General features: G+C 28.0%; 22 protein-coding genes. 20 read left to right on the top strand and 2 right to left on the bottom strand.

Annotation, left to right across the window (positions count from 1 at the left end):
* The first annotated feature begins 68 nt into the window (after positions 1–68).
* The 3 genes from HMPREF9630_RS08650 (at position 69) to HMPREF9630_RS08640 (ending at position 2,967) form a co-directional block, all read left to right on the top strand.
* On the top strand, positions 69–1,034 hold the full coding sequence (locus tag HMPREF9630_RS08650) for an ABC transporter substrate-binding protein (RefSeq protein ID WP_009528201.1): 966 nt from the start codon (positions 69–71) through the stop codon (positions 1,032–1,034).
* A gap of 220 nt (positions 1,035–1,254) precedes the next feature.
* Positions 1,255–2,124, top strand: coding sequence for an ABC transporter permease (locus tag HMPREF9630_RS08645; RefSeq protein ID WP_009528200.1), 870 nt, complete (start codon positions 1,255–1,257; stop codon positions 2,122–2,124).
* A gap of 63 nt (positions 2,125–2,187) precedes the next feature.
* On the top strand, positions 2,188–2,967 hold the full coding sequence (locus tag HMPREF9630_RS08640; RefSeq protein WP_009528199.1) for an ABC transporter ATP-binding protein: 780 nt from the start codon (positions 2,188–2,190) through the stop codon (positions 2,965–2,967).
* A gap of 76 nt (positions 2,968–3,043) precedes the next feature.
* Here the strand turns inward: HMPREF9630_RS08640 and ilvC are convergent, their stop codons facing one another.
* Both ilvC and HMPREF9630_RS08630 read right to left on the bottom strand, forming a co-directional pair.
* Positions 3,044–4,039, bottom strand: coding sequence for a ketol-acid reductoisomerase (gene ilvC, locus HMPREF9630_RS08635; protein ID WP_009528198.1), 996 nt, complete (start codon positions 4,037–4,039; stop codon positions 3,044–3,046).
* Between the two features lie 191 nt (positions 4,040–4,230).
* Positions 4,231–5,367 (bottom strand): cysteine desulfurase family protein, encoded by a 1,137-nt coding sequence (locus HMPREF9630_RS08630; protein WP_009528197.1) that lies wholly within the window; start codon positions 5,365–5,367, stop codon positions 4,231–4,233.
* A gap of 298 nt (positions 5,368–5,665) precedes the next feature.
* Between HMPREF9630_RS08630 and HMPREF9630_RS08625 the strand changes: the two genes are divergently transcribed.
* The 17 genes from HMPREF9630_RS08625 to cas2 all read left to right on the top strand — a co-directional run bounded on the left by HMPREF9630_RS08625 (position 5,666) and on the right by cas2 (position 25,434).
* A complete protein-coding gene (locus tag HMPREF9630_RS08625; protein ID WP_009528196.1) occupies positions 5,666–6,553 on the top strand; it encodes a hypothetical protein in 888 nt (295 codons plus the stop codon).
* A 33-nt stretch (positions 6,554–6,586) separates the two neighbouring features.
* Complete coding sequence (locus HMPREF9630_RS08620) at positions 6,587–6,985, top strand: RrF2 family transcriptional regulator (protein ID WP_009528195.1); 399 nt, start codon at positions 6,587–6,589, stop codon at positions 6,983–6,985.
* Positions 6,986–6,987: 2 nt separating this feature from the next.
* A complete protein-coding gene (locus tag HMPREF9630_RS08615; protein WP_009528194.1) occupies positions 6,988–8,718 on the top strand; it encodes a B12-binding domain-containing radical SAM protein in 1,731 nt (576 codons plus the stop codon).
* Between the two features lie 23 nt (positions 8,719–8,741).
* Positions 8,742–9,482 (top strand): prolipoprotein diacylglyceryl transferase, encoded by a 741-nt coding sequence (gene lgt, locus HMPREF9630_RS08610; RefSeq protein WP_009528193.1) that lies wholly within the window; start codon positions 8,742–8,744, stop codon positions 9,480–9,482.
* Positions 9,483–9,672: 190 nt separating this feature from the next.
* Positions 9,673–10,629 (top strand): 16S rRNA (cytosine(1402)-N(4))-methyltransferase RsmH, encoded by a 957-nt coding sequence (gene rsmH / locus HMPREF9630_RS08605; RefSeq protein ID WP_009528192.1) that lies wholly within the window; start codon positions 9,673–9,675, stop codon positions 10,627–10,629.
* Positions 10,610–11,125 carry a hypothetical protein gene (locus HMPREF9630_RS08600; protein WP_009528191.1) on the top strand — a complete coding sequence of 172 codons (516 nt, stop codon included), beginning with the start codon at positions 10,610–10,612 and terminating at the stop codon, positions 11,123–11,125. The genes rsmH and HMPREF9630_RS08600 overlap by 20 nt, the downstream gene beginning before the upstream one ends.
* A 13-nt stretch (positions 11,126–11,138) precedes the next feature.
* Positions 11,139–13,307, top strand: a complete 2,169-nt coding sequence (locus HMPREF9630_RS08595) for a peptidoglycan D,D-transpeptidase FtsI family protein (protein ID WP_009528190.1) — start codon at positions 11,139–11,141, stop codon at positions 13,305–13,307.
* A gap of 20 nt (positions 13,308–13,327) precedes the next feature.
* Positions 13,328–14,308, top strand: a complete 981-nt coding sequence (mraY, locus tag HMPREF9630_RS08590; RefSeq protein ID WP_009528189.1) for a phospho-N-acetylmuramoyl-pentapeptide-transferase — start codon at positions 13,328–13,330, stop codon at positions 14,306–14,308.
* Between the two features lie 172 nt (positions 14,309–14,480).
* Positions 14,481–15,830 (top strand): UDP-N-acetylmuramoyl-L-alanine--D-glutamate ligase, encoded by a 1,350-nt coding sequence (gene murD, locus HMPREF9630_RS08585; protein WP_009528188.1) that lies wholly within the window; start codon positions 14,481–14,483, stop codon positions 15,828–15,830.
* 319 nt (positions 15,831–16,149) lie between these two features.
* The gene (gene cas6, locus HMPREF9630_RS08580) at positions 16,150–16,893 is read left to right on the top strand and encodes a CRISPR-associated endoribonuclease Cas6 (protein WP_009528187.1); all 744 of its coding nucleotides are present in this window, start codon (positions 16,150–16,152) and stop codon (positions 16,891–16,893) included.
* Positions 16,890–18,332: a type I CRISPR-associated protein Cas8a1/Csx8 gene (cas8a1, locus tag HMPREF9630_RS08575; protein ID WP_009528186.1), complete on the top strand. Its 1,443-nt coding sequence runs from the start codon at positions 16,890–16,892 to the stop codon at positions 18,330–18,332. Before cas6 ends, cas8a1 begins: the two co-directional genes overlap by 4 nt.
* Positions 18,322–19,230 (top strand): type I-B CRISPR-associated protein Cas7/Cst2/DevR, encoded by a 909-nt coding sequence (gene cas7i, locus HMPREF9630_RS08570; protein WP_009528185.1) that lies wholly within the window; start codon positions 18,322–18,324, stop codon positions 19,228–19,230. Before cas8a1 ends, cas7i begins: the two co-directional genes overlap by 11 nt.
* Positions 19,220–20,344, top strand: coding sequence for a CRISPR-associated protein Cas5 (cas5, locus tag HMPREF9630_RS08565; protein ID WP_009528284.1), 1,125 nt, complete (start codon positions 19,220–19,222; stop codon positions 20,342–20,344). The genes cas7i and cas5 overlap by 11 nt, the downstream gene beginning before the upstream one ends.
* A gap of 151 nt (positions 20,345–20,495) precedes the next feature.
* Entirely contained in the window at positions 20,496–22,874 is a 2,379-nt protein-coding gene (locus HMPREF9630_RS08560; protein ID WP_009528184.1) for a CRISPR-associated helicase/endonuclease Cas3, read from the top strand.
* 185 nt (positions 22,875–23,059) lie between these two features.
* Positions 23,060–23,554 carry a CRISPR-associated protein Cas4 gene (cas4, locus tag HMPREF9630_RS08555; RefSeq protein ID WP_009528183.1) on the top strand — a complete coding sequence of 165 codons (495 nt, stop codon included), beginning with the start codon at positions 23,060–23,062 and terminating at the stop codon, positions 23,552–23,554.
* A gap of 258 nt (positions 23,555–23,812) precedes the next feature.
* Positions 23,813–24,805 carry a type I-B CRISPR-associated endonuclease Cas1b gene (gene cas1b / locus HMPREF9630_RS08550; RefSeq protein ID WP_009528182.1) on the top strand — a complete coding sequence of 331 codons (993 nt, stop codon included), beginning with the start codon at positions 23,813–23,815 and terminating at the stop codon, positions 24,803–24,805.
* Between the two features lie 350 nt (positions 24,806–25,155).
* Positions 25,156–25,434 carry a CRISPR-associated endonuclease Cas2 gene (gene cas2 / locus HMPREF9630_RS08545; protein WP_009528181.1) on the top strand — a complete coding sequence of 93 codons (279 nt, stop codon included), beginning with the start codon at positions 25,156–25,158 and terminating at the stop codon, positions 25,432–25,434.
* Positions 25,435–25,648: the final 214 nt, after the last annotated feature.

Below are 25,648 nucleotides of genomic sequence, written 5' to 3'. Positions count from 1 at the left end.
TTCTTATACAAATCATTGAAAATTTATTTATAGTAGTTTTATAAACACTGAAAAGGGAGGATTTATATATGAAAAAATTAATGTCTATGATACTTATATCATCTTTATTATTGACAGTAGGGTGTTCTTCATCAGATAATTCAGAAAAAAAAGAAGGGGATGTTAAGAAATATAAGATAGGTATAACACAACTTATAGAACATCCAGCGCTTGATGATGCACGAAAGGGTTTTGAGGAAGAATTGAAAGCAAAAGGTATAGATGCTGAAATAATATATAAAAATGCTCAAGGCGATGTAGCAACTGCTACAACAATAGCACAAGGCTTTACAGATGAAAAAGTAGATTTGATATACTCTATATCTACAACATCTACACAGGCGGCAAAACAAGTTACAAATGATATACCGATAGTGTTCTCTGCGGTTACAGATCCTGTAAAATCAGAGCTTGAAGGCGAAAATATAACAGGAGTATCAGATAAAACACCTATTAAAGAACAGTTGGAATTATTCAATAAATTACAAGATGGAATTAAAAAAATTGGAATAATATATTCAACAAGTGAAACAAATTCACAAATACAAGTTGCAGATGCAAAAGAAACGTCTAAAGAAATCGGTTTGGAAATAGTGGATATTGGAATCAACAATATCAATGATATGCCACAGGCAATAGATGCTTTAATAGGAAAATGTGACGGAGTATATGTAATTACAGATAATTTAGTAGCAAAATCACTTGATTTGTTAACATCTAAAGTAAATGCTTCAAAAAAAGTGTTGATTATGTCTTATGTGGACAGTTCAGCTTCAGCCAAAAACGTATTGTTAGCAAATGGTGTGTCATATGTGGATTTTGGAAAACAAGCCGGAGATATGGCTGCAAAAATATTATTAGAAGGTGTAAAACCTTCAAGTATACCTGTAGAGTATGCAGATAGAACATACAATACAGTCAGTATGAAAATAGTAAAAGACTTGGGATTAGATGAAAACAATCCTATTATAAAAGAGGCTCAAAAAATAGAATAGCATATTTTACAATTTTATATAATACTAATCTCTAATATAACAATAGATATTTTTGTTTTTAAGGATTTATTAGATAAGTAATATTAAGCATACTTTAAATAAACAACCTATAATAAATTTTATTCATTAATCAAACGAATATTAGTATAAAACATAAAAATATTATATACAATTTGATTTACAAATAGAAAATATTAACAAAAGCGAGGAAAATTTTAAAATGGGAAATGCACTTTTTATAACATCGGTTGAGCAGGGACTTATATTTGCTGTGCTTGCAATGGGAGTATATATATCATATAAGGTACTTGATATAGCAGATTTGTCTGTAGAAGGTTCTTTTCCATTAGGAGCATTTACATTTGCAATTTTGGCAACAAAAATGATAAATCCTGCTATATCAATGACGGTAGCATTTATAGCAGGAATGCTCGCAGGTTTACTTACGGCAATATTATTTATAAAGTTAAAAATAACACCGTTATTATCAGGAATACTTACACTTAACATATTATATTCACTAAATCTTGCAATAGGTCTTGGAAATTCAAACATACCACTTTTTCAGGTACCTATAATATTTAAAGAATCAAAAACAGTTAATATATTGATATTGTTAGCTTTTGTAGTATTGATAAAAATTATTTTAGATTTGTTTTTTAAAACGGAGATAGGATATCTTGTAATAGCTACAGGAGATAATGAAACTCTTGTAAGGGCACTTGGACAAAACTCGGACAAATATAAAATTCTCGGATTGATGTTGTCAAACGGATTGGTATCACTTTCAGGAGCGTTAATGGCACAGAGTCAAAAATTTGCAGACTCCAATATGGGTACAGGAATAATAGTATATGCCTTGGCATCCATAATAATAGGAGATACAATAATGAAAAGCAATCAAAAATTAAAAGGAACATTAAGAGCTATATGTGGAGCTATGATTTATAAATTTATATGGGGATTAGCTTTGGACAGAGGATTGCCTTCGAATTATTTAAAAGCTGTCACATCACTGATAGTTATAATATTTATAGCATATAATAATATGGAAATAGGAAGAAAAATGTTCAAGAAAAACAGAAAATAATAGTAATAATAATATATTAACTAAAAATTGTATATTTATTAATTGCAAAATCGGGGTGAAAAAATGCTTAATATAAAAAATTTGAGTAAAACTTTTAATACAGGAACAGAAAATGAAATAAAAATTTTTGATAAATTCGATTTGACTATAGAAAAGGGGAAATGTACAGCTCTTATAGGCTCAAACGGTTGTGGAAAGTCAACGCTTATGAACATAATATCAGGCAGTATATTTCAAGATGATGGAGATATAATATTGGATGGAAAAAATATAAGCAAGCTTAAAGAGGAAAAAAGAGCAATATATATAGGAAAAGTACATCAAAATCCATCATTAGGAGTATCACCTTCATTGACTATATTGGAAAATATGTCATTAGCAGATAAAAAAGGCGAAAGATTCGGAATAAAAAAACTGATAAATTTTAAAAATGTCTCAAAATATAGAGAAATTTTGAAAGAACTTGACCTTGGTTTAGAAGATAAACTTTCCACGAAAGTAAAATTTCTCTCAGGAGGACAAAGACAATCTCTATCACTTTGTATGGCAACTATGAAACATCCGAAAATTCTCTTATTGGATGAGCATACTGCGGCACTTGATCCGAAAACTTCAGCGGTTATAATGGAAAAGACAAGACAGCTTATAGAACGTAAAAAAATTACTACAGTTATGATATCTCACAATATGAAAGACGCTATAAAATATTCTGACAGAGTGATTATGCTTGACAGTGGAAATATAATATTGGATAAAGAGAGCAAAAACCTTACTGAGCAGGAGTTAATAGATATATATACAGAAAAATTGGTAGATTTCAATGAAAGAAGAAGAGTAGGTTAAAAAAGGGACTGTTGCTATGATTTTCATCATTATGCAACAGCCCCTTTTTTGTAGAAAAAATATAATTAAATAAAATTTATTTCTTTAACCAAGACATCATATCTCTAAGCTCTTGTCCTACTTTCTCCAATTGATGTTCTGATTCTTTTCTTCTTGTTGATAAAAATTTTGTTTTTCTTCCTGAAGAAAATTCTGTCATAAATTCGCTTGCAAATGTTCCGTCTTGTATATCTGATAATATATTTTTCATTGCTTTTCTTGTGTCTTCGCCTATTATTTTTCTTCCTGCTGTATAATCACCATATTCAGCTGTATTTGAGATTGAATTTCTCATTTTTGCAAATCCGCCTTCGTTTATAAGGTCTATTATTAACTTCATCTCGTGAATACATTCAAAATATGCCATTTCAGGTTCATAACCTGCTTCAACTAAAGTTTCAAAACCTACTTTCATAAGTTGTGTTACTCCGCCGCAAAGTACAGCTTGTTCTCCGAATAAATCTGTTTCTGTTTCTTGTCTGAAGGTAGTTTCTAATATTCCTGCACGACCTGCACCTATTCCTGATGCATATGCAAGAGCATAATCTTTAGCTTTTCCTGATTTATCTTGATATACTGCTATTAAAGAAGGTACACCTTTTCCTGCTTGATATTGACTTCTTACAGTATGACCCGGACCTTTCGGTGCTACCATTATTACATCTATATCTTCACTTGGTGTAACCAAATTATAGTGTATGTTAAATCCATGTGCATACATAAGCACATCGCCTTTTTTCATATGTGGAGCAACTTGTGAATTGTATATGTCTGCAGATATTTCATCAGGTACGAGCATCATTACGAAATCTCCTGCTTTTGCAGCGTCTTCTACACTCATAACTTCTATTCCTGCATTTCTTACAGCGTCAGCAGATTTACTGTCCGGTTTAAGTCCGACTACGACTTTTATTCCGCTGTCTTTAAGGTTTTGTGCGTGAGCGTGTCCTTGACTTCCAAAACCTATTATAGCTATTGTTTTATCCTTTAATAAACTTAAATCACAATCTTTGTCATAATATTTTTGAATCATTTGATTTTCCGCCTTTTCTGAATTTTATAATATTATTAAGTTTCAATTAAATATATTTTCTTATAATTTAGTTAAATGGACATCCATATAAAATAAATTTAGTTTGATATATAAATTGAAAGTGATATTTGATAATTCTACCCAAAAAATTAATTTATAGTCAGTTAATTTTGTATAATTTTAAAATATTATCAATTATTTCTCAATTTTTTTACTATTTCAGCAAGTTTTGATACAGTATAATCAATTTCCTCTTTTGTGTTATATTTTGAAAATGTAAAACGTATGTTGCCATTTATATATTTATCATCTATGCCTATTGCCTTAATTACATGAGAATTTTCTATTGAGCCTGATGTACATGCAGAGCCTACGGATGCACATATGCAGGCTTTATCTAATAATATTATAAGTATTTTTGAGTCTATGTTTGCAAAACAGAAACTTGCGTTATTTACAAGTCTTTTATCCTTATCACCGGTTAATATGCAATCATCTATTTTAGATAAGACTTGATTTACAAAATAATCTCTTAAATTTCTTATATAATTCTGTTCGTCTTTATTTGCTGTAAGCTTTTCGCAAGCTAAACCGAGAGATACTATAGCTGCTACATTTTCTGTGCCTGCTCTCTTGGTGCTTTCTTGACTGCCGCCGTAAATTAAGTTTTTAAGCTGTGTTGATTTTTTTATATAGAGTGCTCCTATACCTTTTAAGCCATGTATTTTATGACCTGATATGCTCATCATATCAAGGTCTGAATCTTTTACGTCTATGTCCAATTTGCCTATGGCTTGTACTGCGTCTGTATGGAAATACGCACCATTTTTATGTGCTATTTCGCATAGCTGTTTTATTGGTTGTATTGTTCCTATTTCATTGTTGGCAGTCATTATTGACACAATAGATGTATTTTTTGTTATATTTTCTTCTAATGTTTGAGGATTTATAAATCCGTTTTTGTCTACATCAAGATATGTTACATTATGTCCTGATTCTTGCATATATTTACAAGTGTTTAATATGGCATGATGTTCTATCTTGCTTGTTATTATGTGTTTTTTATTTTTGTTTTTTACACATTGTATTGCCCAATTGTCAGATTCTGTACCACCTGATGTAAAATATATTTCATCAGAATTTGCATTTATGAGCTTTGCAACAGATGAGCGAGCTTCATCTATTGCGTTTTGAACTGTTCTTGATTCTTTATATATGCTTGAAGGATTGGCATACTCAATGTTGAAATATTTTGTGATTTCATTTAATATATCATCATCAACTTTTGTAGTTGCGGCATTATCAAGATAAATTCTCTTGTTAATCATGGTTCACCTTTTTGTTTTTAATAGATTAAAGATTTATATTTTATAAATAATTTCCACAAATATCCATAATATTAACATATTATAATGAATAAAGCAAACACAAGTATTGAAAAAATAAATGATTTATTATAAAATGATAGTGTATCAATTTAATATAAAATGGTTTTTGTTTATTATTATAATTTGAAAAATATTTATTTTTATACATGCTAAGTATAATTTTTTATATAAAATTGTTATTTGACGTCTTGTTTAATCGTGATTTTTGATATTTAAACTTGATTGTGGAGTGTCCTGTATGAATAGAAAGCTTGATTTTAGGCCTGGTGTTGTATGGGTCGGTGGAGATGCTTTTGTACAAATAGTGGATGTGAAACTTAAAGGCAGTACATCAGATTTGACATTGGAGTTAAAAGCTCTCAACAAAAGTGGCTCTATACTTGCAAAAATAGAATATGAAGTATATTTTTATGACTCAGTGGAAACAAAACTTCAAGAAGAACCTTATAGAATAACAGGAGAAGATGTAGAAATTAAGCCTAATGAAATAGGTGTAGTTTCTAAATTTAATTTAAGCAAGAGTTTTCCAAATGCAAGGCGTGCAGAAGTAAAACTGCTTAAAGCTGTTTTTTTAGATGGAAAATCTATAGATTTGGTATATGAACATATGGAGAAATTCGCAATACCTCCTATTAGTGATGATGATTTGCAACTGCTTCAAAAAGTAGCCGGGCAAGATGCAATATGTTTGCCTGCAAAACTGAGTATTAATTGGAGATGTGTTTGCGGATATTTTAATGGAGACGAGTCAGATTTTTGTAGTAATTGTATGAGAGAACAAAATCAAGTGTTTTCTGATTATAGATCCATTGAAAAGATAAAAGAGATGATAGAACGTGAAATAGCAGGAAGTGTGGAAGACGATGAAAGTGATCCTCTGGCAGATTTGGAGGCTGAATTAGGTTTAGATACAGGGCCTGTTGTTCAAGAAGAAAATCAGGAAAGTGTTATAGAAGAAGAGCAAACTATACCTGAAAAAAAAGAGATTGAAGCAGTAAAAGTGAGTGCATTTAAGGAAACAGGTGAATATTTGGCAAAAGCTCCTAAACTTAATTTAGCGTCATTATTAATATCAGGAATAATGTTGAGCGCTTCAATATTTATTTTGCTGTTTAGAATGAGATAGTATATAAATTGTAATTTAAAATGGAGGAAGTTAATGAGAATAACGCAAGAAACGGATTATGCTTTGAGGATGATAGACTATTTGTCTTGCAGTGAAGAAGAAGTGGTTGGGGCGAGTACACTTTCTGAAGAATTAAAAATACCTATAAGATTTGCTTTAAAAATACTTAGAAAGTTAAATATATATGGAATTACAAAAGCGTTAAGAGGTGTAAACGGTGGATATTATCTAAATAAGAAACCACAAGATATAAATTATAAAATGGTGGTAGAGGCTATAGAAGGCGAGATATATATCAATAAGTGTTTGCAAGATCCTGCCTGTTGCAGTAGAAATATGGTGGGAAGCGAATGTCCTATAAATAATAATTTAAGAAAAATACAAGATAAAGTAAACGAAGAATTAGAAAAATATACATTTGGAAAAAAATAATTATGAAGATTTTGCTTACTACACTTAACTCTAAATTTATACATTCATCATTAGCATTAAAGTATTTATACAACAATATATATGATATTGCTGATGTAAGTGTAAAAGAGTATACTATAAATGAAAATTTGCAAGATATATTTTGCGACATAATGAGTGAAAACTATGATTTGATAGCATTTTCTACATATATATGGAATGTGGAGCATATATTGAAATTATGTTGTGATATAAAATTAGCCAACCCTGATACAAAATTGTTATTTGGAGGTCCGGAAGTAAGTTTTGAAAGCATAGATTTTATGAAACGAAACGATGTGGTTGACTATATAATAAGAGATGAGGGAGAAATAGTTTTTAGAAAATTCATAAGTGCATATGAAGTTAAATCTTTTGAAAATATAGAGTCGTTAACATATAGAAAAAATGAAGAAATAATTGAAAATGTAGATGCAAAACCTATAGAAAATCTTGGGATGATAAGGGGAGCATACGATATATTTGATGAAAACAGCATAAAAGATAAGATAGTTTATTATGAAACCTCAAGAGGATGCTGTTATAATTGCTCATATTGTCTATCATCAGTTACAAAATCAGTAAGATTTTTTCCATATGAAAAAGTAATCAGTGATTTGGAAAAACTTGTGAATCTTGGTGCAAAACAGATAAAATTTGTGGATAGGACATTCAACTACGACAAGAAAAGAACCATAGATTTAATAAAATATTTATGTACACTTGACAACGGAAGTATAAACTTTCATTTTGAGATAACTGCACATATCATGCAGGATGATTTGCTGGATGCACTTAAAAATGTAAGGCAAGGCTTGTTTCAATTTGAAATAGGAGTTCAGTCGACTAATAAGCAAACTATAAAAGCTGTAAACAGAATAGACAATTTTGATGAATTGTCAAAAAAAGTAAGAAAGATAAAATCTTTTGGCAATATACATCAACACCTTGATTTGATAGCAGGATTACCTTATGAAAATTTGGATAGTTTCAAGCATTCCTTTAACGATGTAATGGCATTGGAGCCTGACAATTTACAGCTCGGCTTTTTGAAAATGCTGAAAGGCTCACCCATTAACTCGGTAGTTGGTCAATTTGCTATAAAATACAGAAGCTATGCACCGTATGAGGTGATAAGTACGCAATTTTTATCATATAAAGATATATTTTTGCTAAAAGATGTTGAATCTGTGCTTGAAGAATATTATAATTCTATGACTTTTAATTATTCTATGAAATTTATTTTAAGTAAGATAGACAATGATTATTTTTCTTTTTTTGAAAGATTTTGCAATTTTAAAAAGGGTAATGATTACAATAAAAATCTTTCAAGAGATGACAGATTTTATCTGCTCTTTGATTATGCAAGAAGTTTTTTAAGCGATAAAAATATATATTTTTTTAAGGAATTATTGCGATTTGACTATCTTCTTATGGGAAGAAATAGAGTGATACCTGAGTTTTTAAAGAATGATACTTGCAAATTAAATTCACAAACAAAGAAAGATATAATTGCAGATATTGATTTTTCAAAGAAATTTGATATAAATTCAGAAATTAAAAATATAAACTCTGCAATAAACATAGAACTTTTTGATATTGACATAGAAAAATTTGATAAAGAAAATATATCTGAAAAAAAAGAAAGTTATGTAGTGTTTAACTATTTTGGAACAAAAAATTTCAGAAATATTGTGAATTTTTATGTATATTAATAAACAACAGTAAAGGGAACAAAATGATAAATCCGATAGCTTTCACCATATTGGGAATTCAAGTCAGATGGTATGGTGTAATAATAACTTTAGCTCTTTTAATAGCCGGATATATAGCTATGAAAAATGCAAGATATATAGGACTTAAAGATGATTATATAACTGATTATGTCTTGTGGGCAATGCCGTTTTGCATAATAGGTGCAAGATTATATTATGTGATTTTTGAATGGGATTATTATAAAGGGGATTTTTTTAAAATAATTAATATAAGAGAAGGTGGACTTGCAATACATGGCGGATTGATAGCCGGTTTTTTGGTAGCATATTTTTACACTAAGGCTAAAAAAATAAATTTTATGCAATTTGCTGATATAATATGTGTTTCCATTCCGCTTGGTCAAAGTATAGGCAGATGGGGCAACTTCACAAATTCAGAGGCATACGGTACGGTGACAAATTTGCCATGGGCGATAAATATAAATGGTCAAATGGTACATCCTACATTTTTATATGAGTCTATTTGGAATTTTGTATTATTTATTTTCTTGTACAGATTATTTAAAAAAAGAAAATTTAACGGACAAATAATATCTTTGTATATGATAATATATTCTGTAGGGAGATTTTTTATAGAAGGTCTTCGCACTGACTCTTTAATGATTTTAGGCTTGAAAACTGCACAGTTTGTAAGTATTTCACTTATTATATTGGGAGTAGCAGTATATGTATATGCGAGCAAAAACAACAGAATAAGCGATTAATACAGATTTTTAATTAAGTTTTTAATGTTGTTTTTGTATGTCTTTTTACAATTAAGCAAATATATTATTACAAATAATAAAAATATTTATTTTTTAAAATTATTAAATATGAGAATTAAATTTTTTAAAACTTTTTTATGTAATTATTTTTTATAAAAACAGTGTTATATATTATATGAATGAGGGAGTTATGCAATACGAACATAAGACGGTTTTGTTAAATGAAACTGTTGACAGCATAGATGTTAAAAATGGAAAATTGTATGTAGACGCAACATTTGGAGGAGGAGGACATAGCCGACTTATATTGTCCAAGGCTGATGACATAAGATTATTTGTATTTGATCAGGATATAGAGGCGATAGAAAATGGAAAGTTAAACTTTTCGGGAGAAAAAAGAATCAATTTTATAAATGATAATTTTGTAAATATAAAAAAAAATCTTCAAGCTTTAGGAATAAAAAAAGTAGATGGAATAATTGCCGACCTGGGAGTATCATCATATCAGCTTGACAATGCTGACAGAGGTTTTTCTTATATGAGTGATGCAAAATTGGATATGAGAATGGATAAAAATTCATCTCTTACAGCAGAGTATGTAGTAAATACATATTCAAAAGAAAGATTGAAGCATATAATAAGAGAATACGGTCAAGAAAATTGGGCGGATAGAATTGCCGAGATAATAGTGGAAAAAAGGGCTGTAAAACCTATAACTACTACATTGGAATTAGTAGATATAATAGAAAAAAGTATACCGAAAAAACTTCGAGATAAGCATAAACATCCGGCAAAAAGGACTTTCCAAGCTATAAGAATAGAAGTTAATAATGAGATAGATATAATTGAAAAATTTATCCAAGATTCATTTGATATGATGAATATTGGAGGACGAATTGCAATTATAACTTTTCATTCATTAGAGGACAGAGCTGTAAAAAATTCATTTAAAGAATTATCCATAGATTGCGTATGTCCTAAGGAGTTTCCTGTATGTATGTGCAATACAATACAAAAAGCAAAAATTTTGACTAAGAAACCTATTTTACCTACAGATGAAGAAATAAATTCAAATCCACGTTCAAGAAGTGCAAAGCTGAGAGTATTGGAAAAGATAAACGAGGGAGATGAGAAAGATAAGAGATAATAAGAATAAGACAAGTCAAAAATCTAAAATGTCATATCATTCATATAAAACTCAGGTGCAAAAATCCAATCTGAAAAAAGAAAAAAATACTTTAAAGAAAACAAAAAAACAAAAAGAAATAAAAAAAGAAAAAATAGATAATTTGAGAAAAGACATAAAACAAAAAAATAAAGCTTTAAAAAAAGCAAGACGAGAAAATTTTAAGAAATCTATTATAAAAAATCTGAATAGTGACAGTTTTATTGTTGTAGCAGGAGGAATTACAATAATATTATTGCTTTCTTTAATAACTTTCAAACAATCCCAAATAGCTGATATAAAATATTCTATAAATAAAAAAAATACTGAAATTCACAATATAAACAATGAGATAAAAGTAGAGAAATTAAAGATAGATGAATCGAGCAGGAGTGATATAATAGAACAAAAAGCTATGGAAGAACTCGGTATGATATATAGACGTCAAGACCAGATAGAATATATAACGGTTGATTAGTTGGAGGATACAAGTGGCAAAAAATGTTGATGAAATAATGCTCAAAAGAGTAAAAATATGTTTAGGTCTGTTTGTATTTTTTACGCTTATTGTTGTATCACGCTTAGGATTTTGGATGATAGTGAAAGGCGATAAATATAGCCTTGAAGCAAAAGAAAATCAATATAGAGACGCATTAATAATGCCTACAAGAGGCGTAATATATGACACAAACGGTAAAGAACTTGCTGTAAGCATACCTAAATATGATTTTTGGATAGAGCTTAAAAATATAAAAACTGAAGAAGCTAAGCAAAAAATAGTAGAAAAAATAAGTTCAGTTTTAAAAGTTGACACTGAGAAATTAAAAAAAGATCTGAATTTGAAAAAAGACAGAATAATATTATTAAATAACCTTTCATTGGATGATGTAAAAAAATTAAAAGAAAAGAAAATTTCCAATACTTGGTTTGATGAAAAGACGAGCAGATATTATCCGTATGGAAATTTTGCATCATATGTTTTAGGTCATACATCTGCTAATAATGTAGGTCTTGCAGGGATTGAGGCATATATGGACTTACAATTAAAAGGTATCCCGGGAAAAAGATTATATGTTAGAGATGCGCTTGGCGGTGAAATATCTCTAAGAGATATAAAGTATCAAGAGCAAATACCCGGAAAAAATGTTATGTTGACTATAGATGAGGTCATACAACATAATTTGGAAAAAGTTCTTCATAATGCTTATTATACTTATACGCCAAAATCTGTAACAGGTATAATAATGGAAACAAAAACCGGAAATATATTGGCAATGTCCACTATTCCGGACTATAATCCCAATCTTCCAAGAGAGCCGGCATATGATTACTATGCAAAACTTATGCAAGAAGCTGTAGATGAAGATGAAAAAATGAAAGTAATATATGATATGTGGAAAAATCCGTCTGTAAATGTAGTTTTCGAACCGGGCTCTCCATTTAAACTCATAACTGCGGCAACAGCTCTGGAAGAAGATAAAAGCAATATGGAAGAATATTTTAATGATACAGGATCAATAGAAGTTGCAGGAGTAAAACTGAAAAACTGGACACCCACTCCATATGGAGTCATAACTTTAAAAAAAGGATTGGAAAACTCTGTGAATACAGTATTTGTTCAATTGGGACAAAGAATAGGTGCAGAGTTATTTATGAAGTATATAGATACATTCGGTTTTGGTAAAAAAACCAATATAGATTTGCCTGGAGAAGAATTAGGCGTTATCAGGAAAGTTGAAAACATAGGTCCTGTTGAGCTTGCAAATCTTAGCTACGGTCAAGGTATATCAGTTACACCTATACAGCTTATTACAGCTATAAATGCCATAGGAAATGGTGGTAATCTGGTAGAACCCAATATAGTAAAAGCTATAACGGATAAAGATGGAAATATCATATCAAAAGCTGAAACAAAAACATTAAAACAAGTTATATCTTCGCAAACTGCATCATCTATACTATATGCTATGGAATCAATAGTAGATAACGGCTCAGGTAAAAAGGCAAAAGTTGAAGGATATAGAATTGCAGGTAAAACAGGAAGTGCCAATAAAGTAATACCAGGGCAAATAGGATATGCAGATAATAAATATATTTGTACATTTGCAGCCATAGTGCCTGTAGAAGATCCTCAAATAACGGTTCTTGTTGTAATAGACGAACCATTGGAGGGAACACAAAGCGGTAGCGAATCAGCTGCACCTATAACAGGTCAGATATTGGAAGGAACGCTTAAATATCTTGGAATAAATCAAAACATAAGGATAAATGAAGAAAATAACCAAAAAACTGTAGCTGTGCCTGAGTTGAAAGGCAAATCTTATACAGAAGCTACTAATGAGCTTAGAGCAATTGGTTTAAATCCGGTCTTTGATCCTAATATAGTAGTAGAATTGGAATCTCATGTAATGAGTAGCTTTCCGCAAGCAGGAGAAATGGTAGAGCCCAATTCATCTATAATGTTATATATGCGTTCAGACTCCACTTTAAAAACGAATATGCCTAATCTTATAGGACTTACAAAAGAGCAGGCACAGGTAATACTTGATAATTTAGAGATAAAATACAATTTTAGCGGAAGTGGAAAAGTGTATAATCAATCTCCAAAGGTAGGTACACCTGTAGATAAAGATTTCAGAGTGAATATAGAATTAAAATAAAGATTAAAGGAGACTTTAAGTTGTTACCGACGAGTCAAATAATTGAATATATACTGTCTTTTTTGTTTGCATTCGCAATAGCGTTTGTAATATCACCCAAAATATTGGATATGCTGAAAAAATTAAAGTTAGGGCAAGAAATAAGACAAGAGGGACCACAGTCGCATTTATCAAAAGCTGGAACACCTACCATGGGTGGAATAGTATTTATAATTGCGATAATAATATCCTCATTGGTACTTAATCGCAACAATATATTTGATGTGCTTGTATTTTTAGCATATCTGCTATTATTTGCCATAATAGGATTTACAGATGATTATGTAAAAATAGTAAATAAGAGAAATTTGGGATTGACAGAAAAGCAAAAATTATTAGTACAATTAGTATTTGCAATTATATTATCATATATTTCGCTTGTAAAATCATCATACAATACAGATTTGGTAGTACCGTTTACAAGTTTTAAATTTCATACAGGATTTTTATATATACCTCTTACATCACTTGTAATAATAGCAACTACAAATTCTGTAAATTTAACTGACGGTTTGGACGGTTTGGCATCAAGTGTTACATCAATAGTTATGTTGGCTTTTGCTATAATAGCAATAAATCTTAATTATATAACAACAGCAATGATTTCATTAAGTGTAGCAGGAGCTTGTTTAGGTTTTTTGAGAATAAATGCACATCCTGCAAAATCATTTATGGGAGATACAGGCTCCATGGCCCTTGGTGGTGCAGTAAGTGCTGTTGCTATTGCTATGAATATGCATCTAATAATAATAATAATAGGTATAATATATGTTATAGAAAGCCTTAGTGTAATAATCCAAGTCTATTCTTTTAAACACTATGGAAAAAGAGTATTTAAAATGTCTCCTTTTCATCATCATATGGAATTAAGCGGATATAAAGAAGTACAAGTAGTAAAAATATTTTGTATAATAACTTGTATAGCATCTATAATAGGTATAATATCAACCGCTTTTATATAATTTGCCTAATATAAAAATCTTTTAACAGTTTTTTAATTTATAAGTATTTACTTATGCTTGAGTAAAATTTATCATAAAGCCTATATTTATAACTTTCTTGTTTCTTTTACAATATATTAAAGGTTTATTTTAAGCTGATGATTGACTATAAATCTAAGGAGGATTTTATTATATGAGCAAAATTATTGTTGTAGGACTTGGTAGATCCGGAATATCGCTTTTAGATTATTATTCAGATAGATACGAAATGGTATTTGCTTATGAAAATAACCAAAATATTGATATATCGAAATTTAAAAAATATGAAAATTCTAATAATATAAAATTTTTTTTAGGGGAAAATCCTACCGGAGATGAAGAAGCGGATATAGTATATCTTTCGCCGGGGATATCACCAAATGAAGACTTTGCACAAAAATTTATTCAAAGAGATATTTGTGTGACAAATGAAATTGAATTGGCATACAGTATAGCAAAAAATGCCAATTTTATAGGAATTACAGGGACAAATGGCAAAACCACAACAACGAGTATGCTTGGAGATATTTATAAAAAATATGATGAGAATACTTATGTTGTTGGCAATATAGGAAATGCTGTACTTTCAAGTATAAGTCTTGCAAAACCGAAAGCTAATTTTATAACAGAGCTTTCAAGTTATCAATTAGAAACAATCGTAAATTTTAGAGTGCATATAGCAGTAATACTAAATATAACGCCGGATCATCTGTCAAGACATAAGACAATGGAAAACTATAAAAATGCAAAATATAATATTGCAAAAAATCAAATTGAAGGTGATTTTTTAGTTTTAAACAAAGACGATGAAAGTATAGATATAAATCTTGAAAATATAAAATCGAAAGTTATATATTTTTCAATGAAAGAAAAACTTAAAAACGGAGTTTATTATGACACAGAAAAAGGCTCCATAATAAGTACAATAAATGGAAAAGAAGAAGAGATAATAAAAGTTAAAGATATACATTTGCTTGGAAAACACAATATACAAAATACACTTGCCTGTGTTACAGTATCCATACTTGACAATATACCCACAGCTTTAATAGCGGAAGCTATAAAAGATTTTAAGGCTGTAAAACATAGATTGCAAAAAGTAAGAGAAGTTGATGACGTAATATATGTGAATGACTCAAAAGGTACAAATATAGACTCTACATTAAAAGCAATAGAGTCTATAGATAATGATATAATCCTGATAGCCGGAGGATATGATAAGATGCTTGAGTTTGACGATTTAATAAAAGGATTTAATGGTAAAGTAAAAACACTTTTGTTATTCGGAGCAACAAAAAAACTTATTAGAGATACAGCACTTAAATATGATTATAAGGATATAATAAGCTTGAAAAATTTAAAACAATGTGTACAAGTAGCAAAGATAATAGCACAAAAAGGAGATGTTGTATTATTATCGCCTGCCTGCGCAAGTTGGGATATGTATCAAAGTTTTGAAGAAAGAGGAGATGAATTCATAGAGCTTGTAAACAATCTTAAATGAAAAAATATCTGCTCGCCATAACTTATACTAAAACTTTTATCTATAGAACATTTTTATGAATTTTGAAAAAGATTTTAAATTAATATGAGATAAAAACATATTAATAATAATTTATATATGTAAAATGTAATTTAAAATTTTAAAGTAAGCCTGAAAAGTATTGTATCTTTTACTTTTCAGGCTTATTTTGTATTATTATAATAATAGATTTTAAATAAAAAATAAAAACATCCATTATTAATTTTATGTAAAAATATTGACTCTATAAAAATGATATGCTAAAATGAATTTAAAGTTGATAAAGAAAGGAGAAAAGATTTTGAGAGTTTTATTAAAGTTTAATATGAAGACAAATTTTTTACCTTTAGACTATCACAAATTTGTGGTCAGTTATATAAAAAAGGCATTGACAGATTATGAAGGTGGAAAATTTTTTGGTGAATTTTATTCTAAGAATATTTCAAATAACTACAAAAAAGATTTTTCGTGGAGCATGAAAATACCGAATCCTGCATTTTTTAAAAATAGGATTGAAGTTAATGAGAAATATTTGGAAATTACTTTTGTTACTCCAAGTAAAACGAATTCTGCCATATTTTTGAATGCATTTTTGTTACAAAAAGGAAAAGTTTTTGCTATATCTAAAGAAAATGAAATTGCACTTGTTGATATAACAATGTTAAAAGAGCCGACTATAACTCAAAATATGGCACAGTTTAAACTCTATTCACCTTTAGTATTGAGAGAGCATTATAGAGATACTAATAGAGATAGATATTTTACGGTTGAAGATGAAGATTTTGTATCAAGGCTTAAAGAAAATATAAGAACAAGCTATCCTAAATATGCATCTTATGTTGATGAACTTAAGATAGATGTATCTAAACTGCATAAAGAAATAATTCCACTTTATGGTGTGAATATAGAGGTTTCCATTGGAGATATTATTATGCTCGGAGAGCCTAAGTTACTTGATACAATATTAAAGGGTTCACTTGGATTAAGAAAAGCTTCAGGATTTGGAGTACTGAAATTGGTTGATTCATGGAGGTTTGATGTATGATAAGTACAGGGAATTATGGAAAGTACGATACATCTCTTGAATTTTCAGATTGGAGATTTTCTGCAGCAGCTGTTGGTATTATGAAATATCTCCAATATAATGATATGGATTTTTATATTTATGACTATGATGATGAGGAAAACGATTATGAATATAAAAAAGATGCCATATATTATAATAAGAAAGATATATTGGATGAAAATAAGTATTTAGATTTTGCAGAACATTTTTTTTCTGATAAATTTCACCATAAAAGAGTGATAGCTTTGTTGGATTCTGATAATTTTGATACTGAAAAGATAAAAAAAATAAATGATACACTAAAAGCAAACGTTATAATGAAAAAAATATTTGCCAATATAAAATTTAATGGAGAAAATAAAGATGAAATCATAAATCTTATACAAGACAATAGGTATGAGATTATAAAAGAAACGTATAGAAATGCAAAATCTATGTATGCAAATTTTTGTAATATAAATTCTATTTTTTCAAATTCACAGGAGATATGCAGATTACTCGGATACAATGTTGATCTTGGCAAAAAGAAAAAATCTCTCGGTTTTAATTGGAATTATGACACTTATGTTTATAACGATGTTTTTGAATTTGATTACATACCTTTTGCTTTTACAAGAACAAGAGATGTTTTTTTCATAAACAATAATTTCAATGCAAAAGAATTGCTTAAATCTAACGAAAATATAGATTTGGATTATTTTAATGATAATGAAAAGAAGAATATAAGAAAAGAATTGTTTTTTTCTTCAAGCAAAAATGCAAAATATATAGATTATGAAGTGGAAATTATAAGTAAACAGAGAGACTATGACTATTTTGAAACGATGTTTATAAGAGATGATGCAATAAGGATTTTTAATGCGATTGATGATATGAAGGATGAAAATATAGTGAATGCTTTAAGCAATCCTTGCAAATATGGCAAATTAGATTATTTGCCTATATTAAATATGATTGTAGATTCCATAATAAATCTTTTGCATTTAGATCCTGTAATTGATAAATTATTGAAAGATGTTGAAAATGAGCATGGGTATTTGATTTCCCAACTTATAAGGATTAACATTTTACTGTATAAGGAGAATTATGAAACTATGGAAAATAAAGGCGATAAATCTAATAAAATTGCAAGAGTAATAGCTACAGCTAATGAAGTTAACAAAAAACTGAGAATAGATAAGTCAAACAAAATAATAAGCTATAAAAATAAATTGATATCTTGCCTTGTATTTAAAGACTATGACAGATTTTGTTCAATATTATTGCAATTAGCTACTTACAGTTCAGTAAGCTTCGGATTTGCTTATGATTTATTTGAAGATTTTGAAAAAAATAAAAACTTGGCATATGCATTTGTAAACGCATTAAATTTTAAAGAATTAGGTCAAAACAAGGAGGAAAATAAAAATGAAAAATAAAGCTTTAACGTTGACAATAATTTCAAATATTACATCTAATTATGGAGAAGGATTGGGCAATGTATCAACTGTTCAAAAAGTGTTTAGAAATGGAAAGGTGTATGCGACAAGAAGCAGGGAGAGTTTGAAAAATGCAATAATGGTACAAAGTGGTCTATATGACGACTTAAAAGTAACTGTTGACGGAGCAGCACAAAAATTAGTAAATGATGATGTGAATATAAGCAATTGTAAAGCTTTAGAAGGTGGTTATATGAACACATCAGGAACAACTAATATAAGAAAAAGTTCGTTTTATTTGACTGATGCCGTATCTTGTGATGAATTCGTAAATGAAACAAGATTTCATAATAATTTATATCTTGCATCAGCATATGCAAAAGAAAATAAAATAAATTTTCAAGCTAAAAAAGATAGAGAAAATGAAGATAAAAAAGAAAATTCTTCAGGTTTGATGCCGTATCAATACGAATTTGATAAATCATTGAAAAAATATAGTATAACAATAGATCTTGACAAGGTTGGAGTGGATGAAAACTCTCCTTCTCAAGCAGATACAGGTGAAAAAATTCAAAGAGTTCTTTCAATATTAAAAACCATTCAAAACTTATCGCTAATTGTTAAAGGCAATATGGATAATGCAGAACCGCTTTTGATATTTGGCGGTATAGGAGAATATAAGACACATTATTTTGACAATGTAGTAAATGTAAAAAGAGATACTCTCAATATAGAAAACGGATTAAAAGACAGGGTGAAAAACGGATATAGAGTAGGATTGCTTAGAGGAGGTAATTTTATAAATGAAGAAGATATTGTAAATGAATTTTCACCACTTAGCATATCTGAATTTTTTAAGGATTTAGAAGAGGATGTGAAAAGCTACTATGAAGAATAGCGTTTTGCGTTTAAAATTACATCAAAATAAGGCACATTACAGGAAAGAAGAAACAGTAAACAATAAGATGACATATCCTTTACCAACTTATTCAATGATAATAGGTGCTATACATAATGCATGTAATTATAAAGAGTATAGACCTATGGATATAAGTATACAAGGTAGTTATGAGTCTATAAAAAGAGAGATTTATACAGACTATTGCTTTTTGAACAGTGTTATGGATGACAGAGGGATACTTGTGAAATTGAATAATCCGGATCTCTTAGAAAATGGATATAAAGTTATTGCAAAGGCATTAAAATCACAAGGAAACAGCTTTAAAAAAAGAATAACTATAGAAATTTGTGATGAAAAAGAGCTTGATGAATATATAAGAATATCGGATTTAAGAATAAAATTTCAAGAAGAAAATTCTTCTATAAATCAAAAAATATCAACAAAAAAAAATGAAATAAAAAAAATAAAACAAGAACAAAAAACAAAAGATAAAAAATCAGACGAATATAAAAATATGTCAGATAAGATAAATGAAATAAACGATGAAATAAAAAAAATAAAAGATGAGTTTGATGAAAGAAGAAAAGTAGAATATTTAAAACCTATATCATATTATGCTTCTCTTACAAAATCAATAAAGAGCTATGAAGTTTTGTACGGTGTAGACTTAGTAATCCATATAAGAAGTGATGAAGAAACTCTCAATAATATAAAGAAAAATTATCACAACATAACATCTGTAGGTAGAAGTGAAGATTTTGTTGACAATATAGAAATATCATTTGTGAACATAAGTGATGAAGAAGATAGTTTTAAACATATTAAAAGCAAGTATAAAGCTTATGTAGATAAAGAAGCTGTTGAAAATAAAGCTATTATCAAATCAAACTTATCAGCCCACAAAGTAAACTTTGTACCTACACGAGGAACAACATACTATATAAACAAGAACTATGTAATAGAAAATAACAAGAGAGTTTTTGAGAAAAAAAGAGTTGTATATCTATCAGGATATGAATTTGGACTAAATATAAGTCAATATAATTACCAAAATAAAGCTAAAGGAATATATATTGATATTGACAACAAAGATATAGTGAGCTTTTTATAGTGGAAGCAAATTTTTATTATAGTGTTTTTATATGACTTAATATTTTTAAATCTAATAAATAATTGTAATTTGTAGAGTATATTGCCAATTATATTTTTAAATTTTTATATAATAGATATACTCTACAAATTAGAAAAATCAAGGTGAAACAATGATAGATGACAAACTGTATGACAAATTAAAACATTGTTATGCCAAAGAAGATGAAAGCATAGAAGTTCATGTAAACAATGTTTTAGAACAGATGGGCATATTAAAAAAATTGGGCTATATAGATGATGAAAAGGCGGAAATACTTGGAGATGCCATAAAATGCCATGATGTAGGTAAAGCGAATAAATATTTTCAAAACAGAATATTATCAGCAAAAGAAGGAAAGAAGAAATATTTTGATAAAGAAAATGAAGTAGGTCATAACATATTATCTCCGTTTTTGTGCAGGTTTGGAGATGATGAAAGAGATTATATAACTGCATATGCAATAGTAAATCATCACTATTATGTAAAAAATAATTTCAACGAAATTAAAGAGAAAGAAGATACACTGAATAAAAACATAGAAGAAATATATAAAAGTTATAATTTAGAATTTGATAAGAATAATATTTTAGATTTATATAAATTTATTTCTATTTTGCAAACAGAATTGGAGGAAAATCCTAAAATTTTGAAAAAAGCATTATTAATTTTAGGATTACTTAATAAATGTGATTATGCAGCAAGTGCACATATGGATGTAGAATATAGTGCAGATTTCTTGCAAAATGCTTTGGAAAATATGATGGACGAATGGAAAAATAAAAATTCGTCAGCATCTTGGAATGATATTCAAAAATTTTGTATGAGCAATAAGGATAAGAATTTAATAGTGGTAGCACCTACAGGTATGGGAAAAACAGAGGCGGCATTGAGTTGGATAGGAGATAATAAAGGTTTTTTTATACTCCCGTTAAAAACAGCTATAAATTCTATATATGACAGAGTGAAAAAAGATATAGTAACGGATAATATATCAAAAAGAGTAGCTTTGTTGCATGGAGATACATTCAATATATACAATGATGAAAAAATAAATGATAATAATAAAAATGAAGAAGATATATGGGCATATTATGAAAAAAGCAAGCTACTTTCAATACCTTTAAATATATCAACACCCGACCAAATTTTCGACTTTATATTCAAAGCAATAGGATTTGAACCTAAATATGCGATGCTGAGTTATTCAAAAGTTGTTATAGATGAGATACAAGCATATGATTCAAATTTGTTGGCATGTATAATTATAGGGATACAAAATATAATAGATATAGGCGGAAAAGTATCTATATTCACAGCCACACTGCCTCCATTTGTAGAAGACTTACTGTCTTTAAAGAAAGCGGGCTCTTCTAAAATTGAAAGATATAAATTTGTAAAAAATATAGCTGATATAAAAGGTTATAAGAAAAGGCACAATATAAAGATATTAGAAGAAGAGATGAATGCAGATTTAATATATGAACACTATAAAAACAGCTATAGTAAAAAATATCTCGTAGTGTGTAACACAGTAAAAAAATCTCAAGAAATATATCAGGAGCTAAAAGATAAAGGAATAGATAATATAAATTTACTACATAGTAAATTTGTAAAATTAGAGCGTAAAGAAAAAGAAAATCATATAATGTCTGTTGGAAAAACCTATAAAGAAGACAATGAAACAATAAATGAAATTGATGAAGTATGGGTTTGCACACAAATTGTAGAGGCAAGTTTGGATATAGATTTCGATTATATATTTACAGAACTTTCAGATTTGAACGGTCTGTTCCAAAGATTAGGCAGAATAAACAGAAAAGGAGCTAAAAACATAAATGATCATAACTGCTTCATATTTACAGAAATAAATCGAAAATTATTGATAGAAAAAGAAGAATCTACAAGAGGATTTATAGACGAAGCTATATATAAACTTAGCAAAAAAGCCATATTAAGTCATGGAGACGGCATATTGACTGAGGAAGATAAATTGAATCTAATAGACGAATATCTCACAACAGAAAATATGAAAGAAAGTGTATTTTTAAAAAGATATTGGATTTCTTATGACTATTATTCAAAATTGTATATGCACGAACTTTCTGCAAAAGATGCTGAAAAATATTTGAGAAATATAATTTCTTTTGACGTCTTTCCAAAAGATATTAATAATGGATTATTAAATGAAGAAGAAATAAGTTCAATATTTGAAAGAATAAAAACTGCTAAAGAACATTTAAATGACAAAAACAAGAGCAGAGAAGAAAAAAAGAAATATTTATTTGAACTTAGTGAACTGAAAAGTGATATTATGAAATATACTGTATCAGTAGGCCTATATGATTTAGGAGGGGAAAAAGTTAAATACCTTGAAAATATAGAAATTTCAAAAAATACATCAATACCTATACTCTTGTGTCATTATGATGAATTGGGTTTTAGAAGGCTTACAGAAGAAGAAAGTAAAAATGAAAATTTTGATAATAAAGATGATGAAAATTTTATATAGACATTTATAAAATATTTTTAGGTTAACTATATGAGTGCAATCTCTAATAAAAAAATTATATAATAGCAAAGCTCTTTATCTTAATAAATGATATAATACTGAATTTTAATATTACAAAAACTTTATTATGCTGATTTTTTAATGTTTTAATAGTGTAAACTTACGATTATAAAGGTGATTAATATATGCAAAAAGATATAACCGGAATCATGGTATATTATTATGTTGTGTGCAAGAGAAAACTATGGTATTTTTCCAATGATTTGACAATGGAGCATAATGATGAAAATGTAGCGATAGGCAAATCAATAGATGAAAACACATATAATGATGAAGATAAGCATATAAATATAAGAGATATAATAAATATTGATTATATAAAAGAAAGAAATGTAATACATGAGGTCAAAAAGAGTCGCTCAATAGAAGAAGCATCAATAAAACAAGTGGAATATTATTTATATTATTTGGAAAAACAAGGAGTTTTAAATGTTTATGGCATATTGGATTATCCTCTAATCAAAAAAAGAAAAGAGATATACTTGACAGATGAAGTCAGGCAGGAAATAGAGTATATTTTGGAAAATATAAAAAATATATTAAGTATGGATATTCCACCTGAATACAAAAAAATTGGAATATGCAAAAAATGTGCATATTATGATATTTGTGCAATTTAAGAAAATTATTTGAATTTTTAAATTTTATAATTCTTTTGCAGTATTATTTTTTATTGTATTAACCATTATTATAAAAATAAATATTTATACAATTTTCAATAGAATAATAGTGGTTTATAGAAGAAATTTATAAATAGTATCATATTTTATTAAATTTACACAAGCATATCTTTCTGTTGCTCTATTGAATTTTAGTATTAATTAGCTAACCGTTATAAATTGATGAAATTTATATTATTTATTAAAAGGACTTTAAATATGAAAAAAAGTTATTTTATATATTCTGAGTCAGAACTAAAAAGAAAAGACAATACACTCCAAATAAAGACTGTAGATGGAGTAAAAAAAGATATTCCTATTGAAACGATATCTGATATATATGTTATGACAGAAATGACATTTAATACAAGCCTTATAAATTTATTGTCTCAATATGGAATAATAATACATTTTTTTAACTATTATAATTTTTATAATGGAAGTTATTATCCGAGAGAAAAAAATGTTTCCGGAAGATTACTTGTAAATCAAGTAGAACACTATACAAATGAAAATAAACGACTTATTTTAGCAAAAGAATTTGTGCTTGGAGCAACAGACGGAATATTAAGAAATATGAGATATTATAATGAAAGAGGAAGAGACCTGAAAGAACAGACATCACAGATTAATGAGTTGAAGAGACTCATAGAAAAGCAGAAAAATGTTCAGGAACTTATGGGTATAGAGGGGAACATACATAAAATTTATTATAAAACTTGGAACGATATAATAAATCAAGAAATAGATTTTGAAAAAAGAGTAAAAAGACCACCTGATAATATGATAAATACGCTTATATCTTATGTGAATAGTATGATATATACAACAGTATTATCTCAAATCTATATAACACAACTCAATCCAACCATAAGCTATCTCCACGTTCCAAGTACAAAAAGATTCTCATTGGCGTTAGATATAGCCGAAATATTTAAACCTCTGATTGGAGACAGAATGATATTTTCATTGTTCAATAAATTACAAATAAGTGAAAAACATTTTATAAAAGAATTAAACGGTTTGCAATTGACTAAACAAGGCTCAATGATTATATCAAAGGAATTTGATGATAGACTTTCAAGAACTGTAAAACATAAAAATTTGGGAAAAGACGTAAGTTATAAATACCTGATAAGATTAGAAGCATATAAGCTCATAAAACATCTCATAGGAGAAAAAGAGTATCAAAGCTTTAGATTGTGGTGGTAAATATTAAAACTTATATTAACAGTTTGAATTATTTCTATAAGTTAATATATTGAAAGGGTCTTTTTGAAAAATTTATGCTTGATTTTTACAATTGCTTTAAAAAATTAGTTTTCTATTACTTGATAGAATTTTATTATGATTATAAATAATTCTATTATTTTAATTAAATAAATATATTTTTTTATATAATGTTCAAATATATTTATTTGAAACACTTTTATAAATACCTATAAGACAAGTGTTTATAAAAGTGTTAGCAATTGTGTTCATAAAAAATCTGAGCATATCTTAATTTATAAAATAGTTTTTAATACAAGATAAATTTATTATAAAAAATGAGAGGATGTCAGATGTATATTATACTGGTTTATGATATATCATTAGAAAATGGAGGCACAAAGATTTGGAGAGATACTTATAAAATATGTAAAAAATATTTATCACATGTGCAGAATTCAGTTTTTGAAGGAGAGATAAGCGAATCACAGCTATTTGAATTAAAAAAGCGACTATCTAAAACAATAAGAAAAGATATGGATTCATTAATATTATTTAAAAGCAGAAATGAAAGATGGTTGGAAAAAGATATTTTAGGAGTGGATATTAGGGCTACGGACAGATTTATATAACTGTCGATTGCAGATAAACATTAAAATATTAAGGGGTAGACAGGATAAAAAAATATTGATATAATAATAAAAATAAATATTAAAGTTAAATTTTATATAATAAAATAAATTTTTTGTTGTAGATAGACAAAACATATGTCTATAACATAGTTATTTCAATATATAAAATTAAACCTATAGTAAAATCACCAAATTGGAATGTAAATTATGTTGT

This window comes from Peptoanaerobacter stomatis (assembly GCF_000238095.2).
Lineage (GTDB): Bacteria > Bacillota > Clostridia > Peptostreptococcales > Filifactoraceae > Peptoanaerobacter > Peptoanaerobacter stomatis_A.
This window is presented reverse-complemented; position numbering and strand designations above follow the sequence as displayed.